Source organism: Amycolatopsis kentuckyensis (assembly GCF_041679295.1).
Classification (GTDB): domain Bacteria; phylum Actinomycetota; class Actinomycetes; order Mycobacteriales; family Pseudonocardiaceae; genus Amycolatopsis; species Amycolatopsis kentuckyensis_A.
In genome coordinates, this window is record NZ_JBGDMD010000003.1 from 684685 (window position 1) to 699921 (window position 15237).

16 protein-coding genes are annotated in these 15237 nt (G+C 71.5%); 7 read left to right on the plus strand and 9 right to left on the minus strand.

The window, feature by feature from the left end:
• Window positions 1-181 precede the first annotated feature (181 nt).
• The 3 genes from ACERZO_RS14790 (at window position 182) to ACERZO_RS14800 (ending at window position 3723) form a co-directional block, all read left to right on the plus strand.
• Window positions 182-1609, plus strand: coding sequence for a bifunctional phosphatase PAP2/diacylglycerol kinase family protein (locus tag ACERZO_RS14790; RefSeq protein WP_372665572.1), 1428 nt, complete (start codon window positions 182-184; stop codon window positions 1607-1609).
• Between the two features lie 103 nt (window positions 1610-1712).
• Window positions 1713-2915: an alpha/beta hydrolase gene (locus ACERZO_RS14795; RefSeq protein ID WP_372665200.1), complete on the plus strand. Its 1203-nt coding sequence runs from the start codon at window positions 1713-1715 to the stop codon at window positions 2913-2915.
• Between the two features lie 31 nt (window positions 2916-2946).
• Window positions 2947-3723: a class I SAM-dependent methyltransferase gene (locus tag ACERZO_RS14800; RefSeq protein WP_372665201.1), complete on the plus strand. Its 777-nt coding sequence runs from the start codon at window positions 2947-2949 to the stop codon at window positions 3721-3723.
• Window positions 3724-3766: 43 nt separating this feature from the next.
• On the opposite strand, the gene prcA is transcribed toward ACERZO_RS14800, so the two are convergent.
• The 4 genes from prcA to dop all read right to left on the minus strand — a co-directional run bounded on the left by prcA (window position 3767) and on the right by dop (window position 7386).
• Window positions 3767-4561, minus strand: coding sequence for a proteasome subunit alpha (prcA, locus tag ACERZO_RS14805; protein WP_372665202.1), 795 nt, complete (start codon window positions 4559-4561; stop codon window positions 3767-3769).
• Between the two features lie 54 nt (window positions 4562-4615).
• Window positions 4616-5473 (minus strand): proteasome subunit beta, encoded by an 858-nt coding sequence (gene prcB / locus ACERZO_RS14810; protein ID WP_372665203.1) that lies wholly within the window; start codon window positions 5471-5473, stop codon window positions 4616-4618.
• A gap of 129 nt (window positions 5474-5602) precedes the next feature.
• Window positions 5603-5797 carry a ubiquitin-like protein Pup gene (locus tag ACERZO_RS14815; protein ID WP_013226725.1) on the minus strand — a complete coding sequence of 65 codons (195 nt, stop codon included), beginning with the start codon at window positions 5795-5797 and terminating at the stop codon, window positions 5603-5605.
• 86 nt (window positions 5798-5883) lie between these two features.
• Entirely contained in the window at window positions 5884-7386 is a 1503-nt protein-coding gene (gene dop, locus ACERZO_RS14820) for a depupylase/deamidase Dop (protein ID WP_372665204.1), read from the minus strand.
• Between the two features lie 42 nt (window positions 7387-7428).
• Here dop and ACERZO_RS14825 point away from each other — a divergent pair, with 42 nt between their 5' ends.
• Entirely contained in the window at window positions 7429-7947 is a 519-nt protein-coding gene (locus tag ACERZO_RS14825; RefSeq protein ID WP_372665205.1) for an NUDIX domain-containing protein, read from the plus strand.
• Here the strand turns inward: ACERZO_RS14825 and ACERZO_RS14830 are convergent.
• From ACERZO_RS14830 to ACERZO_RS14840, 3 genes are read right to left on the minus strand one after another with little or no spacing between them, the layout of a single operon-like run.
• Window positions 7938-8549, minus strand: a complete 612-nt coding sequence (locus tag ACERZO_RS14830; protein ID WP_372665206.1) for a hypothetical protein — start codon at window positions 8547-8549, stop codon at window positions 7938-7940. The two genes, ACERZO_RS14825 and ACERZO_RS14830, sit on opposite strands and share 10 nt — an antisense overlap.
• A 48-nt stretch (window positions 8550-8597) precedes the next feature.
• Window positions 8598-9539, minus strand: coding sequence for an aldo/keto reductase (locus ACERZO_RS14835; RefSeq protein WP_372665207.1), 942 nt, complete (start codon window positions 9537-9539; stop codon window positions 8598-8600).
• A complete protein-coding gene (locus ACERZO_RS14840) occupies window positions 9536-9874 on the minus strand; it encodes a hypothetical protein (RefSeq protein ID WP_372665208.1) in 339 nt (112 codons plus the stop codon). Before ACERZO_RS14840 ends, ACERZO_RS14835 begins: the two co-directional genes overlap by 4 nt.
• A 47-nt stretch (window positions 9875-9921) precedes the next feature.
• Here ACERZO_RS14840 and ACERZO_RS14845 point away from each other — a divergent pair, with 47 nt between their 5' ends.
• Together ACERZO_RS14845 and ACERZO_RS14850 are read left to right on the plus strand one after the other, a co-directional pair.
• Window positions 9922-10260 carry an ArsR/SmtB family transcription factor gene (locus ACERZO_RS14845; protein ID WP_372665209.1) on the plus strand — a complete coding sequence of 113 codons (339 nt, stop codon included), beginning with the start codon at window positions 9922-9924 and terminating at the stop codon, window positions 10258-10260.
• Between the two features lie 64 nt (window positions 10261-10324).
• Window positions 10325-11203, plus strand: a complete 879-nt coding sequence (locus ACERZO_RS14850) for a TIGR03620 family F420-dependent LLM class oxidoreductase (RefSeq protein ID WP_372665210.1) — start codon at window positions 10325-10327, stop codon at window positions 11201-11203.
• Here the strand turns inward: ACERZO_RS14850 and ACERZO_RS14855 are convergent.
• The gene (locus ACERZO_RS14855; RefSeq protein WP_372665211.1) at window positions 11186-12025 is read right to left on the minus strand and encodes a DUF3626 domain-containing protein; all 840 of its coding nucleotides are present in this window, start codon (window positions 12023-12025) and stop codon (window positions 11186-11188) included. The two genes, ACERZO_RS14850 and ACERZO_RS14855, sit on opposite strands and share 18 nt — an antisense overlap.
• 98 nt (window positions 12026-12123) lie before the next feature.
• Between ACERZO_RS14855 and ACERZO_RS14860 the strand changes: the two genes are divergently transcribed.
• Window positions 12124-13047: a DMT family transporter gene (locus ACERZO_RS14860; RefSeq protein WP_372665212.1), complete on the plus strand. Its 924-nt coding sequence runs from the start codon at window positions 12124-12126 to the stop codon at window positions 13045-13047.
• Between the two features lie 51 nt (window positions 13048-13098).
• On the opposite strand, the gene arc is transcribed toward ACERZO_RS14860, so the two are convergent.
• Complete coding sequence (gene arc, locus ACERZO_RS14865) at window positions 13099-14901, minus strand: proteasome ATPase (RefSeq protein ID WP_372665213.1); 1803 nt, start codon at window positions 14899-14901, stop codon at window positions 13099-13101.
• Between the last annotated feature and the right edge of the window lie 336 nt (window positions 14902-15237).

Genomic DNA, 15237 nt, shown 5'->3' on the forward strand with positions numbered 1-15237 from the left:
GCACCCCCTTCGACGGTGCGCCGTTCGGGCGTCGACACGCCCCCGGTATGCCACAGACGGTGAAATCTCCCCGATTCAGGCACGATTGGAGCACTGCTCTTGACGACTTGGGGAAGGCGACTCCTTGACACACCAGCTGATCCAGGCCTTCCGGCGGGTCGGGCGCACCGACCGCGCCCTGATGCGGCGCACCGCCGCCCTCCCGGCCACGAAAGCCGACGACGCGCTGATGGCGCTGTCCAGATCGGCGAACAAGTCCCGCCTCTGGTGGGGCGTCGCGGCGCTGCTCGCCACGCAGAAGGGGCCCACCAGGCGGGCCGCGTTCCGGGGCGTGGTCGCGATCGCCGGGGCGAGCGCCGCGGCCAACCTCATCGGCAAGCCGCTCTTCCCCCGCCGCCGCCCGGCCGAGGAGGAGACCCCGGTGCGCCGCCGCCTGCGGAAACGCCCGACGTCGTCGTCGTTCCCGTCCGGCCATTCCGCCTCCGCGGCGGCCTTCGCGACGGCGGTGGCGATGGAGTCGCCGCGCGCCGGCCTCGCCGTGGCGCCGCTCGCGCTGGCCGTCGCCTACTCCCGCGTCCACACCGGGGTCCACTGGCCCTCCGACGTGGGGGTCGGCCTGGGCATCGGGGTCGGCGTCGGCCTGGCGACCCGGCACTGGTGGCCGCTGCACGACGACGTCCCGGCCCGCACCGCCCACGACGCCGACGCGCCGGAGATGGTCGACGGTGACGACATGCTCGTGCTGGTCAACCCGAAGTCCGGGATCGACGGCCAGGACCCGACCGAGGACGCCCGGCACGCGTGGCCCAAGGCCGAGATCCTCTACCCGGACCCCGACCAGGACCTGATCGCCCAGCTCGAGGCCGAGATCGACGCCCGCGGGACGATCCGCGCGCTCGGCGTCGCGGGTGGTGACGGCACCGTGGCCGCGGTCGCCGCGGTCGCCGCCGAACGCGACCTGCCGCTGGCGCTGATCCCGGCGGGCACCCTCAACCACTTCGCCCGCGACGTCGGGGTCACCTCGATGCCCGACGCCGACGCGGCGACCGAGGTCGGCAACGCCGTCGGCATCGACCTGGGCGAGGTCGAGATCAAGGAGGCGGACGGCGACACCGCGCACCGCTGGTTCGTCAACACCGCGAGCCTCGGCGGCTACCCGGAGATGGTCCGGCTGCGCGAGAAGCTGCAGGAAAAGCACCCCAAGTGGCCCTCGGCCGCGATCGCGCTGACCCGGACGCTGCGGCACGCCCGGCCGCTGACCGTGCGGCTCAACGGCAAGCTCACGCAGGTCTGGCTGCTGTTCGTCGGCAACGGCACGTACGCGCCGAAGGGCTTCGCGCCCAGCCGGCGGCCCGCGCTCGACACCGGCCTGCTCGACGTCCGGTACCTGCGCGCCGACCTGCCCTACTCGCGGGCCCGGTTCCTCCTGGCGATGGTCACCCGCAGCCTCGCGGCCAGCCACGTCTACCAGGAGCTGGACGTGGCCGAACTGGACGTCGAGCTGCTGGACGGCCACCGGCGCGTCGCCACCGACGGCGAGGTCGGGCCGCTGGGCAACCGGTTCCGGTTCCGGTCGAACCCCAGCGCGTTGACCATCTACCGCCCTTAAGGTCTCTTTACCTTCTCTCAACGAACCCACAGCGTCCCCTGGCTAGCGTCTTGATCGAGATGCGGGCGATCGTGCCCGCGGCCAGGGGACGAGCGGGGGTTCGATGGACGGGCACGGCCTGGCGAGCGGTATCCACCGGGCCGCCGTCGACCCGGTGCTGCCCGGCGACATCACCGCCCGCGCCCGCGACCTCGGCCCGTTCGAGTCGCCGCTCATCTGGCTCGCCTTCGCCTCGGCCGCCGTCGCGGTCCTCGCCGCCGTCATCGCGCTGTGGCACCGGCGCCGGACTCGCCGCTGGGGCTTCACCGCCTTCGGCGTCCTGCTGCTGCTCACCGGAGTCACTGCCCTGAACAGCTACGTCGGGTACGTGCGGACGTCCGACGACCTCGCGCGCCTGCTGCAGAAGGGGCCGGGCGTGGTCAACCTGGCCGGCCGCCTGCTCGACGACGGCAAGGAGGCACCGTCGGAGTCGGACTCGGCCGTGTCGCACCCGGGCGCCGGCACCGCGGCCGCCGGCCAGCGGATCGACGTGGTGAACCTCCCCGACCCCGCGCACGGCGTCCCGTCCGGCAGCAACTACGTCATCCTCCCACCGGGCTACGCCGCCGACCCGGCCCGGCGCTACCCGGTCGTCTACCTCATCCACGGCTACCCGTTCGGCGGCCCGCGCGACTGGCTGACCTCGGGGGACGCGCCCGGCACGCTGCTGGCCCTGCAGCAGGCGAACGTGATCGCGCCGATGATCGTGGTGAGCGTCGACCTGACGGCCGGGGTGCCCAGCACGGACTGGGAGTGCCTCGACGTCCCGGGCGGCCCGCAGCTGGAGACGTACCTGGCGCGCACGGTGGTCCCGGCGATCGACCAGCGCTACCGGACGGTGGCCGACCGCAGCCACCGGGCACTGGGCGGCATGTCCGGCGGCGGCTTCGGCGCGTTGAACATCGGCCTGCACCACGTGGACGAGTTCGGCACCCTGCTGATCGCCCTCCCGTACGACGACCTGAACGACTCGGTGGGCGTCCTGGACGGCAACCGGGCGGCGATCGCGGCCAACACCCCACGCCGCTACCTGCCGACGATGAGCTTCCCGGCGCCGATCTCGGTGATGCTGGCGGTCGGGACGGGCGCGCCGACGGACGTGACGACGGCCCGCCGCATCGCGGAGGCGCTGCACGCTCGCGGGCAGGAGGCGGTGGTCCACGCCGAGCGCGGGTTCAACCACACGTGGCACACGGCCCGGGCGACGCTGCCGTACTTGCTGGCGTTCGCCGACCAGAACTTCCGGGCTTCCCCGGCGACGTCGTGAAATCCGGTTGAGGCGTCCGAGACCCTGGGACATGGACCTCGTGACGCACTACCGCACCGGCCCCGGCGAAGACGCCCGCCTGGCTCGCACTCCGCACGGCCGGCTGGAGTTCCTGCGGACGCGGGAACTGCTGCGGCGCTTCCTGCCCGAACGAGCCCGGGTGCTCGACGTCGGTGGCGGCACGGGCGTGCACGCGGCCTGGCTGGCCATCGACGGCCACCGGGTGCACCTGGTCGACCTCGTACCCGCCCACGTCGCCGAAGCCGCGGCGCTGCCCGGCGTCACCGCCGAAACCGGCGATGCCCGCGATCTCGCCGCCGGGGACGCGTCCCAAGACGTGGTGTTGCTCCTGGGCCCGCTGTACCACCTCGTCCAACCGGCGGAGCGGGCTCGCGCGCTGTCCGAAGCGTGGCGGGTCCTGCGGCCGGGTGGTCTCCTCGCGGCGGCGGGCATCAGCCGGTACCTGTCCCTGCTCGAAGCCGGCGCCGCGGGGACGTTGACCGCCGGCCTCGCCGAGCCGGTCCGCGCGGCCGTCGAGACCGGCGCGTACGACGGCCACGTCGGCTTCGTGCCGACGCACTGGCACACCGCCGCCGAACTCCACGACGAAGTCTCCGCGGCGGGCTTCACCGGCACCGCCGTCTTCGGTGTCGAAGGGCCTTCGTGGCCCGCTCTGGACGAAGCAGGCCTGGCGGAGTTCCCCGACCGCGTCGAAGCCGCGATGCGAGCGGCGAGACTCGTCGAACAGGACCCGCACCTGGTCCACGCCAGCGCGCACCTGCTCGCCGTCGGGCGGCGGCCCGCATGACGAAGGCGGGGACGCGACCCGCGTCCCCGCCTTCGGCAAATCCCTACTCGCCTTCCGGCTTGCTCTCCGGCTCCTCGCCCACCGGGTCCGGCACCGGCAGCAGCGCGTCCAGCGCCGTGCCCGTCAGGCGGCGGAACGACCGGCGCGGGCGGTCGCGGTCCAGCACCGCCACCTCCAGCTTGATCGGGTCGGCGTCGCTGTTGCCGTTCGACGACGAAGACGATGACGACGACGAGGAACCCGCCGACGACGAAGTCGTGGCCGGCTGGCTCGGGGTGCGCAGCGCGGCCACCGCCACGCCCAGCGCCGCCTGCAGGTCCAGGCCGTCCTCGAACGTCTCCTTCAGCTTCGTGGCGATCTTGTCCGTCTGGCCGCCCATCACGACGTACTGCGGCTCGTCGAAGATCGACCCGTCGTAGGTCAGCCGGTACAGCTGGTCCTCCGCCGAGCTGGTCCCGACCTCCGCCACGCAGACCTCGACCTCGAACGGCTTCAGCTGCTCGGTGAAGATGCTGCCCAGCGTCGCCGCGTAGGCGTTCGCCAGCGCCCGCGCGCTCACGTCGCGCCGGTCGTACTGGTAGCCCTTCAAGTCCGCGTGCCGGATGCCCGCCACGCGGAGGTTCTCGAACTCGCTGTAGCGCCCGACCGCGGCGAAGCCGATCCGGTCGTAGATCTCGGACACCTTGTGCAGCGTGGCCGAGGGGTTCTCCGCCACGAACAGCACGCCGCCCGCGTACTTCAGCACCACCACGCTCCGGCCGCGCGCGATGCCCTTGCGCGCCAGCTCGGAACGCTCCCGCATCAGCTGCTCGGGAGAGGCATACAACGGCATCGTCACGGTGTGCGCTCCAGGTCTTCCGGGGTTTCCACGTTCACTGGTTCTCCGCCCGCGTCAGGAGAGCCGGCGCTGCTGGCGCTCGATCCGCCCCGCCACCACGGCTTCCGCGACCGCGGCGGTCTCGGACTCCGACAGCTGCACGGCGCCGTGCTCGGCGGTGATCGTCACGACGCTCGGGAAGATCCGCCGCACCAGGTCCGGCCCGCCCGAGGCGGTGTCGTCGTCGGCCGCGTCGTACAACGCCTCCACCGCGACCCGCACCGCGCCCTCGACGTCGGCGTCCGGGTCGTGCAGCTTCTTCAGCGCGGACTTGGCGAACAGCGAACCCGAGCCGATGCCCGCGTACCCGCCGTTCTCCTCGTAGCGGCCGCCCGCGGCGTCGTACGAGACGATCCGCCCGGCGTGCTTGGCGTCCTCCGCCTCGAGGTCGTACCCGACGAACAGCGGGATGGCCGCCAGCCCGGCCATCGCCATCTCGAGGTTGCCCTTGACCATCCCGGCCAGCTTGTTCGTCTTGCCGTCCAGCGACAGCGAAACGCCCTCGATCTTCTCGTAGTGCGCGAGCTCCACGGCGTACAGCCGCACCATCTCCACGGCCAGCCCCGCCGTGCCCGCGATGCCCACCGCCGAGTACTCGTCGGTGACGTGCACCTTCTCGATGTCCCGGCTCGCGATCAGGTTCCCCGACGTCGCCCGCCGGTCGCCCGCGATCAGCACGCCGCCCGCGAAGGTGCAGGCGACGATCGTCGTCCCGTGCGGCACGCCCAGCTCCGCCACGCCGCCCGGGGCCACCTTCCGGTGGGGCAGCAGCTCAGGCGCCTGCTCGCGCAGGAAGTCCGAAAACGACGACGTCGCCGACGAGAAGTACGCGGCCGGCAGCGCGGGACCCGAGATGCCCCTGGTGTTGTCCATACGTGCTCAAAAATCCCATCTGTGCGAGCCAGGAGGACCGGAGCCCGCGCGGCGACCCATCGCGGTCACCACCGCACGAGACCCCGGCCGCCGGCTGAACGGTCGGCAAGGGCGCGGCGCCCGAGCGGCTTACTCGCCGCCCTTCTGCACGTAGGCCCGGACGAAGTCCTCTGCGTTCTCTTCGAGCACGTCGTCGATCTCGTCCAGGATCGTGTCCACGTCCTCGCCGAGCTTCTCGCGCCGCTCCTGACCCGCCGCGCCGGTGTCGTCGAACTCCTCGTCGGAGTCACCACCGCCGTGCTTTTCGATCTTTTCCTGGGCCATCTCGCCTCCCGGTCTGGCTGATGTTTCCTAGCCTACCCAGCGGCCCCGACATTCGGGGCAACGCCGCGATCGCTGGTGCGTCACGCCTAGTCCGAACCGGTGAGCGCCTCCACCAGGTCCTCCGCCGTCGCGGACTCGTCCAGCAGCTTGCCGACGTGCGCCTTCGTCCCCCGCAACGGCTCCAGGGTCGGGATCCGCACCAGCGACTCCTTGCCCACGTCGAAGATGACCGAATCCCACGACGCCGCCGCGATCGACGTCGCGTACTTCTCCAGCGCCCGGCCCCGGAAGTAGGCCCGCGTGTCCGACGGCGGCGTCGTCACCGCGGCCAGCACCTCTTCCTCGGTGACCAGCCGCTTCATCGACCCGCGCGTCACGAGCCGGTTGTACAGGCCCTTCGCCAGCCGCACGTCCGAGTACTGCAGGTCCACCAGGCGCAGCCGCGGCGCGCCCCAGGCCAGCTGGTCCCGCTGCCGGTAGCCCTCCAGCAGCCGCAGCTTGGCCGGCCAGTCCAGCCGGTCCGCGCACTCCTGCGGGTCGCGGGCCAGCGCGTCCAGGACCTCGCCCCAGACCCGCAGGACCTCCTTCGCCGCCTGGTCCGCGCCGGTGCGCTCCAGGTTCTGCGAAGCGATCTCGTGGTAGGCGAACTGCAGGTCCAGCCCGGTGTACTTCTTGCCGTTCGCCAGCGCGACCTGCGTCTTCAGCGTCGGGTCGTGGCTGATCTGGTGCACGGCCTTGACCGGCTCGTCGAGCTTCAGGTCGTCGAACCGGATGCCCGACTCGATCAGGTCCAGCACCAGCGCCGTCGTCCCGACCTTGAGGTACGTCGAGTACTCCGACATGTTGGCGTCGCCGATGATGACGTGCAGCCGCCGGTACTTGTCCGCGTCCGCGTGCGGCTCGTCGCGGGTGTTGATGATCCCCCGCTTCAGCGTCGTCTCCAGGCCGACCTCGACCTCGATGTAGTCCGCGCGCTGGGAAAGCTGGAACCCGGCTTCCTCGCTCTGCTGGCCGATCCCGACCCGGCCCGAGCCGGTCACGACCTGCCGCGACACGAAGAACGGCGTCAACCCGGCGATCACCGCGGTGAACGGCGTCGACCGCGCCATCAGGTAGTTCTCGTGCGTGCCATAGCTCGCGCCCTTGCCGTCGACGTTGTTCTTGTACAGCTGCAGCTGTGGCTGGCCGGGCACGGACGCCGCCTTGAGCGCGGCCTCCTCCATCACCCGCTCCCCCGCCTTGTCCCAGATGACGGCGTCACGCGCGTTCGTCACCTCGGGCGCGGAGTACTCCGGGTGCGCGTGGTCGACGTACAGCCGCGCGCCGTTGGTGAGGATGACGTTCGCCGCGCCGAGGTCCTCGACGTCCGGGTCGTGGCCCGGCCCGCCGGGCCCGGTCAGGTCGAACCCGCGCGCGTCGCGCAGCGGCGACTCCACCTCGTAGTCCCACCGCGCCCGCCGGGCGCGCGGGATGTCGGCCGCGGCCGCGTAGGCCAGCACGACCTGGGTCGAGGTGAGTACCGGGTTCGCCGTCGCGTCGCCCGGCACGGAGATGCCGTACTCGACTTCGGTTCCCATGATCCGCCGCATGTCCACCACCCTACGGGGTCGCCCTAGTGGAACGATGCACCCATGCCAGGCAGTGACGAACTCGTTGCGCTCTATGACCAGGCCGGCTCCGTCGTCGGCACGACCACCCGGCGCCGGGTCCGCGACGAGGGCCTGTGGCACGCCGCCGGCGTCGTGCTGGTCCGTTCGGGTGATGGCAGCGCCGTCTACGTGCACCTGCGCACCGCGGTGAAGGACGTGTTCCCCTCGACCTGGGACTGCTGGGCCGGCGGCGTGGTCGCCGCGGGCGAGACCCCGGCCGAGTGCGCCCGCCGCGAACTGGCCGAAGAGCTCGGCGTCCACGGGGTGGAACCCGTTCCGCTGTTCACCAAGGTCTACGACGACGGCCGCAACCGCTGCCACAACTTCGCGTTCGAGGTCCACTGGGACGGCCCGATCCGCCACCAGGCCGAAGAGATCGTCGAAGGCCGCTGGATCCCGCTGGAAGACCTCCGCGCGTGGGTCGACGACCCGGCACCCGAGCTGCCGTTCATCCCCGACGGCCGCGAAGGCGTCCAGGAGTGGTTCCGCCGCTACGGCTGAGCCGTCAGCTTCGCCTTCATCGCGGGGAGAAGGCGCTTCGCCGCGTCCACGGCCCGTGTCCCGGTGCTCGCCGAGACCGTCAGCTCGGACACGAGCCTCCCCTTGGCCAGCAACACCGTGCAGGTCTTGCCGTCGCTCCAGGCCTGCTGCCGCTCGATCCCGGGCTGGACGGGGATGCTCACCGTCTTGCCCGCACACTCGTTCTCCGCGACGGCCCGGGCGGCCGAGGCGTCCGGGAACACCACGACGCGGTGGCTCAGCGCCGACCCGCTGGGGTAGCGCCAGGTCGCCGTCCGGCTGCCCGCCGACGGCCCGTCCGCCAGGCATCCCGCAACCTCGTTCGAGGCCGGCTGCACCCCTTCTTCCGCGACGTCCGCATCGGACAGCAGCGCGGGTTCCGCGAGCAGGCCGGGATCGGGCGCCGACGGCGTCACCGGAACGGCCTTCGCGGGGCTCACCGGCGTTTCGGCGGTCGTGAGCGGCGCGGACGTCGGCGCCGGATCGTCGTAGTACGTCTCGAGGTCGTTCGGATCGGGCCCTTCGCAGGCCGTCAGGCCCACCAGCGCGACCGCGGCCAAGGCGACCACCTGACGATGACGCACCCAGCCTCCTGTCGTCGGTTTCGTGCCAGCGAAGGGTAGTGCAACCGCTCAGTCCCACTTCAGGGAGGACCGGTGTCGCCAGTACTCGTGCGGGTTCTCCGCCAGGTCGGCGAGCGCCGCTTCCTCGTCCGTGCCGAGGGAAAGCGCGGTGGCCCGCAGGTTCGCCGCCAGCTGCGCGCGGCTCGCCGGGCCGATGACCGCGCGGTCCACCCAGTCCTGCGCCAGCACCGCGGCCACCGCGACCGCGTCCGGGCCGGTCCCGTGCGCGGACGCGATGTCGAGGACCGCCTTCGGCGCCGCCACCGCGAGCCGGCCGTTGGCCAGGGTTTCCTTCACCAGCACGCAATTTCCGGCCGCGTGCGCCGCGGCCAGCGCCCGGCCGGCGGACTGTTCCAGGACGTTCCACGTCGACTGCACCGCGGAAAACACCGGCTGCCCGGCCACTTCCAGCGCGAACGCCCGCTCGATCGCGTCCGCCTGCGCCGGGCCCGAGGTCGAGAACCCGACCGCGACGCCGTTCACCGAAAGCTCCGCCAGCGCCTCGGCCAACGGCTCGTCGGTGAACAGCGGACTGTCCACAGTGAGCGAATGCACCTGGTACAGCCCGACCCGGTTCCCCAGCAGCGCCAGGGTTTCCGCCCACTGCGTCGCGAACCGCGCCGCCGAGTGCTCCTTCACCTCGTGGACGTCGGCGTCGAGCCGCCAGTCCCCGACGTACGCGTAACCCCACTTGCTGGACACCTCTACGTCCGCGTGCCCGCGTTCGGCGAGCCAACCGGCCAGGAACTCCTCCGAGCGCCCGTACGAGCGGGCGACGTCGACGTGCCGGACGCCCGCGGCGTAGGCGTCGTCGAGCACCGCGTAGGTCGCGGCCCGCATGGAACCGACGTCCCGCACCGGCGGCAGGGCGCCGTCGCGGCCGAGGTTGATGTAGGCAGGCCGGCCCAGCGCCGCCAGCCCGAGCGCGATGCGGTCCACGGTCGCCGTCACGCCGTCTGCTTGTGCCGCAGGATGGCCAGCCACTGGTCGGAGTTCTGCGCCTGGCGGTGCAGCTTCTCCAGGCGCGCGGCCGGGGCCCGGACGTAGCCCTTGCCGAAGACCGGCGCGATCTGACGCAGGCTCGCGCCGCCTTCGCGCGCGGCGAGCAGTGCCCAGTCGGAGGCGTCGGCGCAGGCCGCCGAGGCGCGGCGGAGCTCGCCGAGGATGTCGATGAGCTCCTGGGCGCCCACCTCCCCCGCCTGGACGGCGGCCGCCGTCGTCTCCAGCCAGGCCAGGACGTCGGCTTCGGTGATGGGCGCGCGGGGCCGGTGCGTTTCTTCGCTCACGACCAGTGAGTATAGGTCGTTATACGTCGATATACTCGGTGGCAGCCATGACGACACGCGCCGAATCGCAGCCGGACGTCGAGCAGCTGCTCGACGTCTTCAAGGCGCTCGCGAACCCCGAGCGGCTGCAGATCCTGCGGTGGCTGCGGGAGCCGGAGCGGCACTTCCCCGTGGAGCGGGCGATCGCCGACCCGGCGGAGGTCGGCGTGTGCGTGAGCCACATCCAGGAGAAGACGGGGCTCGCGCAGTCGACCGTCTCGGCGTACATGGCCGCACTGCAGCGCGCCGGCCTGGTACAGGCGACCCGCGTCGGGAAGTGGACGCACTACAAGCGCGACGAGGCCCGGATCGCCGGGTTCGTCGCGGCGCTCGGCCGCTCTCTCTGACCGCTCCCCTCCCCCACGGCACCCCTGGGTTGACTCATATCGCAGTTCTGCGATACTTCGATTCATGACGACCATCGAGGGCATGCGGCTCGGCCGCTACGGGATCTGGACGTTCGACTTCGAAAGCCTGCCGGCGAGCGGGATCCGGGACGCCGCGCGGGAACTGGAAGAACTGGGCTGGCCGGCGCTCTGGATCCCGGAGACCGACGGCCGCGAAGCGCTCACCCACGCCGGCTTCCTGCTGGCGAGCACCACGGACCTGACCATCGTCAACGGCATCGCGCAGATCGGGTCGCGCGGACCCCGCTGGACGCAGGGCGCGGCGGCGCTGCTCGCGGACGCCTACCCGGATCGCCACCTGCTCGGCCTCGGCTTCGGCGGGGTGCCCGGCCCGAAGCCCCTGGCGGCGGTGCGCGAGTACCTCGAGGCGATGGACGCCGTGACGAACGCCAACCCCGCGCCGCGAGCCCCGATACGGCGCCTGCTGGCCGCGTACGGCCCCAAGATGCTGGAACTGGCCCGCGACCACGCGGCGGGCGCGCACACCTACCACGTCACCCCCGAGCACACGGCCCAGGCGCGGGAAATCCTCGGCGCCGGCCCGTTCCTCGGCGTCGAGCACGCCGTGCTGTTCGAGACGGACGCGGCGAAGGCGCGCGAGATCGCCCGCGAGCACCTGCACCCGTACCTCACGCAGCCGTACAACATCGCGAAGTTCCGGCGGCTCGGCTACACCCAGGAGGAGATCGACGGCGCGGCCGACCGGATCGTCGACGACCTGGTGTTCTGGGGCGACCTCGACACGATCGTCGCGAAGCTGGGCGCGCACCTCGAAGCGGGCGCCGACCACGTGGGCATCCAGGTCATCGGCATCGAGCCGGGCGGGTCGGCGATGCCGCACTGGCGCCGGCTGGCCGAGGCGCTGCTACCGGTCGCCGCGTAGGCCGAACCGGGCGGTGCAGTGCCAGACGCGCTTGAGCACCTGGGGGTCGTGCCGGCCGGCGCGGACGGCGTCGCCGATGACGCGGGCGTCGAGCCGGCCGTCTTCGGCGATCTCCTTGCCGGCCCGCACGACGTCCTCGCCGCGGTAGTCCGCGTGCTCGGCCAGCACGTCGACGGGCAGCCGGAACCCGTGGTGCCACCTGGTGGGAAACGGCAGGTCCGCGGCCGCCGCCTCGACGTCGGTGCCGCGGAACGCCGGATCCAGGACGAGCGCCTCGACGTCGGTCGCCAGCCGGAGCGGACCGTGGACGTGGGCCTCGATGTGGTCGTCGAGCTCGTCCTGGACGTCCGCTTCGGCGAGGCGCAGCAACGGCATGTTAGCCGCGGTGCCGAAGTCGTCGGGCTCGCCGAAGCTGTCCGGGTAGCAGAACGTCGTCCGCGCCAGCACTTCCCGCTTCAGCACCAGGTGGGACGAGCCGAACCGGACGGACCCGCCCGCCGGGCGGCGGTGGTAGTTGAGCGAGCCGTACTTCGGCCGGGCCGACGCCGGCAGATCGTCGTAGGCGCCGCCGAACATGCGGTGCTCCCAGCGCCAGCGGTCTCCGCCGGCGTGCGCGGTGAGACCGCCGTTGCTCGTGCCCGTTTCGAACTGCGAGCGGTAGATGGCGTCAGTGACGAGGTGCCGCAGCAACGGCACCCCGCTCACCAGGCGGTCCGGGTGGAAGTGGACGGTGACGTCCAGGCCGTCGGGCAGCGGCGGCCCGGTCACGCGGCTCGCGACGTGCGCGACCGCTGGTCGCCACGCTTCCTCCCCCGACGCCATAAGCGGCATCCTACCCCGCCGCGTATAGGTCGTTATACGGAATCGAGAGGTCCGAAAACCGCTGGCTTCGCGCCCCGCGTCCCGGCTTGACTGCGCCCATGCGGTTCGGAGCGGCGGGTTTCGGGGTCACGGTGCGGTTCGCGCTGCTGGCCGTCGTGTGGGGTGCGAGTTTCCTGTTCATCAAGGTGGGCCTGGCCGGACTCTCCCCCGCGCAGATCGCGCTCGCGCGGGTTGCGCTGGGCACGCTCGCGCTGGCGGCCGTGCTGGTGGTGCGCCGGCGGCCGCTCCCCCGGGATCCCGTGCTGTGGGGTCATCTCGCGGTTGTTTCGGTACTGCTGTGCGTGGTGCCGTTCCTGCTGTTCTCGTGGGCGGAACAGTACATTTCGTCCGGTCTGGCCAGCATCTTCAACGCGACGACGCCGCTCGTCACGATGCTGCTGGCCGCCGCGGCGCTGCCCGAAGAGCGGTTCACGCCGCCGCGAGTGCTGGGCCTGTCTCTCGGATTCCTCGGCGTGCTCACGATCGTCGGCGTGTGGCACGGCGTCGACGTCTCACACCAGCTGACCGCGCAGCTGGCCTGCCTGGGCGCTACGACGTGTTACGGCGCGTGCTTCGTCTACATGCGCCGGTTCGTCTCTCCGCGTGGTGTGGACCCGGTCGTCGTCGCGTTCGGTCAGACCGGGTCGGCGACGGTGCTGCTCGGCCTGCTGGCACCCGCGATCGCGACCACGCCGGTGGACCTGGACCTCGCGGTGGTGGCGAGCAGGGTGGTGCTCGGCGTTTTCGGCACGGGGATCGCATATGTCTGGAACGTCCGGATCATCGCGGCCTGGGGCGCGGCCAACGCCTCGGCGGTGACCTACCTCACACCGGTCGTCGGAGTGCTGCTCGGCGTGCTGGTGCTGGGCGAGCCGGTGAGCTGGAACCAGCCGGCGGGCGCGGTTCTGATCGTGGTGGGCATCCTCGCCGCGCACGGACGGCTGCGGCGGCGCAAGCCCGAACCCGTTCCGGCCGGCCGCTAGACACGCCGATGGGGCGGTCGCCGAAGCGGCCGCCCCATCGCGCGGTGGAACCTACAGGTACTGACCGGTGTTCGTGGCGGTGTCGATCGCCCGCCCCGAATCCTGGTTCTTGCCGGTGACGAGCGTGCGGATGTAGACGATCCGCTCGCCCTTCTTGCCGGAGATCCGGGCCCAGTCGTCCGGGTTGGTGGTGTTCGGGAGGTCCTCGTTCTCCGCGAACTCGTCGACGATCGCGTCGAGCAGGTGCTGCACGCGCAGACCCGGCTGCTTGGTCTCCAGCACCGACTTGATCGCCGACTTCTTCGCCCGGTCCACGATGTTCTGGATCATCGCGCCCGAGTTGAAGTCGCGGAAGTACAGGACTTCCTTGTCCCCGTTGGCGTAGGTCACCTCGAGGAACCGGTTCTCGTCGCTCTCCTCGTACATGCGCTCGACGGTGTGCTGGATCATCGCGTCGAACGTCGCCTTGGCGTCGCCGCCGAACTCGGCGAGGTCGTCCGCGTGGATCGGCAGCCCTTCGGCCAGGTACTTGGAGAAGATGTCCTTCGCGCCTTCGGCGTCCGGACGCTCGATCTTGATCTTGACGTCGAGCCGGCCCGGCCGCAGGATCGCCGGGTCGATCATGTCCTCGCGGTTGGAGGCGCCGATGACGATGACGTTCTCCAGGCCTTCGACACCGTCGATCTCCGACAGCAGCTGCGGCACGATCGTGGTCTCGACGTCGGACGAAACGCCCGACCCACGGGTCCGGAAGATCGAGTCCATCTCGTCGAAGAACACGATCACCGGGGTGCCTTCGGAGGCCTTCTCCCGCGCCCGCTGGAAGATCAGGCGGATGTGCCGCTCGGTCTCCCCGACGAACTTGTTGAGCAGCTCGGGACCCTTGATGTTCAGGAAGTAGGACTTCCCGTCCTCGTTCTCGCCCCGGGCCGCGGCCACCTTCTTGGCCAGCGAGTTCGCGACCGCCTTGGCGATGAGCGTCTTGCCGCAGCCCGGCGGGCCGTAGAGCAGGACGCCCTTGGGCGGGCGCAGCTGGTACTCCTGGTACAGGTCGGCGTGCAGGAACGGCAGTTCCACCGCGTCGCGGATCTGCTCGATCTGCCGGGTGAGGCCGCCGATGTCCTCGTAGCGGACGTCCGGCACCTCCTCCAGCACCAGGTCCTCGACCTCCGCCTTCGGCACGCGCTCGTACGCGTAGCCGGCCTTGGAGTCGACCAGCAGCGAGTCGCCCGGCTTGAGCGGCTGCTCGGCCAGCAGGTCGGAGAGCAGGACCACCCGCTCCTCGTCCGCGTGCCCGACCACCAGCGCGCGAAGGCTGCCGCCCTCGACGTCGGCGGCGAGCACCTCACGCAACGCGCACACCTCGCCGGTGCGTTCGAAGCCGCCGGCCTCGACCACGGTGAGCGCTTCGTTGAGCCGCAGCGCCTGGCCGCGTTGCAACGAAGAGAGCTCGACCGCGGGCGATACCGACACCCGCATCTTGCGGCCCGCCGTGTAGACGTCCACCGTGTTGTCCTCGTACGCCTCGACGAAGACGCCGTAGCCGGACGGCGGCTGGGCCAGCCGGTCGACCTCCTCACGCAGCGCGAGGAGCTGTCCTCGGGCCTCACGCAGGGTTTCGACCAGTTTGGTGTTGCGCTCGGTGAGCTGGCTCACCCTTTCCGAGGCCTCGGCGAGCCGCTGTTCGAGAACTCGGTTCTGCCGTGGCGAGTCGGTCAGTTTGCGGCGCAGCAGCGCCACTTCCTCCTCGAGAAAACGGATCTGCCGAGCCTGCTCGTCCGCCGTCGTCCCAGCTCCGGATGTTGCTGAAGGGTCGGCCTCCTCGCGCCGACCTCCGGGAAGGTCATGATGCATCGGGCACCTCCTCGGAGTGCTTTTCATTCCACGGTACCGGCGATCACCGACAAGAAAAGGCCTTTCCGGATCACAAGATCGGCGCGTCGCGGTTTCCTCGCCTGGTCCAGCACGGACATTCCCGCAGCGCAAGAGGCCATTTCGGTGCCGTGGCCCCGGTGTGTCGCGGGCCCGTCCGGGCCGGGACGAACCAAGCACGTCGGGAGTACCCGGCTCTCCAGGGCGCCAACCCTGCCCGAGCCGGGCAATTCCGGCCAGTTCCGCCCTAACCGCGCGGCGGAGCGGCCCGGTGGCTAGCATCGGGCCGACGTCGGCCGCCTCGAAGGCCGGGTCACC

Bases quoted from the DNA above. Each gene is read 5' to 3' on its own strand.
- prcB (WP_372665203.1), bottom strand. From the start codon at position 5,473: ATGGACAACACCAGGGGCATCTCGGGTCCCGCGCTGCCGGCCGCGTAC.
- ACERZO_RS14860 (WP_372665212.1), top strand. From the start codon at position 12,124: ATGCGGTTCGGAGCGGCGGGTTTCGGGGTCACGGTGCGGTTCGCGCTG.
- dop (WP_372665204.1), bottom strand. From the start codon at position 7,386: ATGCGGCGGATCATGGGAACCGAAGTCGAGTACGGCATCTCCGTGCCG.
- ACERZO_RS14800 (WP_372665201.1), top strand. From the start codon at position 2,947: ATGGACCTCGTGACGCACTACCGCACCGGCCCCGGCGAAGACGCCCGC.
- ACERZO_RS14790 (WP_372665572.1), top strand. From the start codon at position 182: ATGCGGCGCACCGCCGCCCTCCCGGCCACGAAAGCCGACGACGCGCTG.
- ACERZO_RS14855 (WP_372665211.1), bottom strand. From the start codon at position 12,025: ATGGCGTCGGGGGAGGAAGCGTGGCGACCAGCGGTCGCGCACGTCGCG.
- arc (WP_372665213.1), bottom strand. From the start codon at position 14,901: ATGCATCATGACCTTCCCGGAGGTCGGCGCGAGGAGGCCGACCCTTCA.
- ACERZO_RS14795 (WP_372665200.1), top strand. From the start codon at position 1,713: ATGGACGGGCACGGCCTGGCGAGCGGTATCCACCGGGCCGCCGTCGAC.
- ACERZO_RS14815 (WP_013226725.1), bottom strand. From the start codon at position 5,797: ATGGCCCAGGAAAAGATCGAAAAGCACGGCGGTGGTGACTCCGACGAG.
- ACERZO_RS14850 (WP_372665210.1), top strand. From the start codon at position 10,325: ATGACGACCATCGAGGGCATGCGGCTCGGCCGCTACGGGATCTGGACG.
- ACERZO_RS14825 (WP_372665205.1), top strand. From the start codon at position 7,429: ATGCCAGGCAGTGACGAACTCGTTGCGCTCTATGACCAGGCCGGCTCC.
- ACERZO_RS14845 (WP_372665209.1), top strand. From the start codon at position 9,922: ATGACGACACGCGCCGAATCGCAGCCGGACGTCGAGCAGCTGCTCGAC.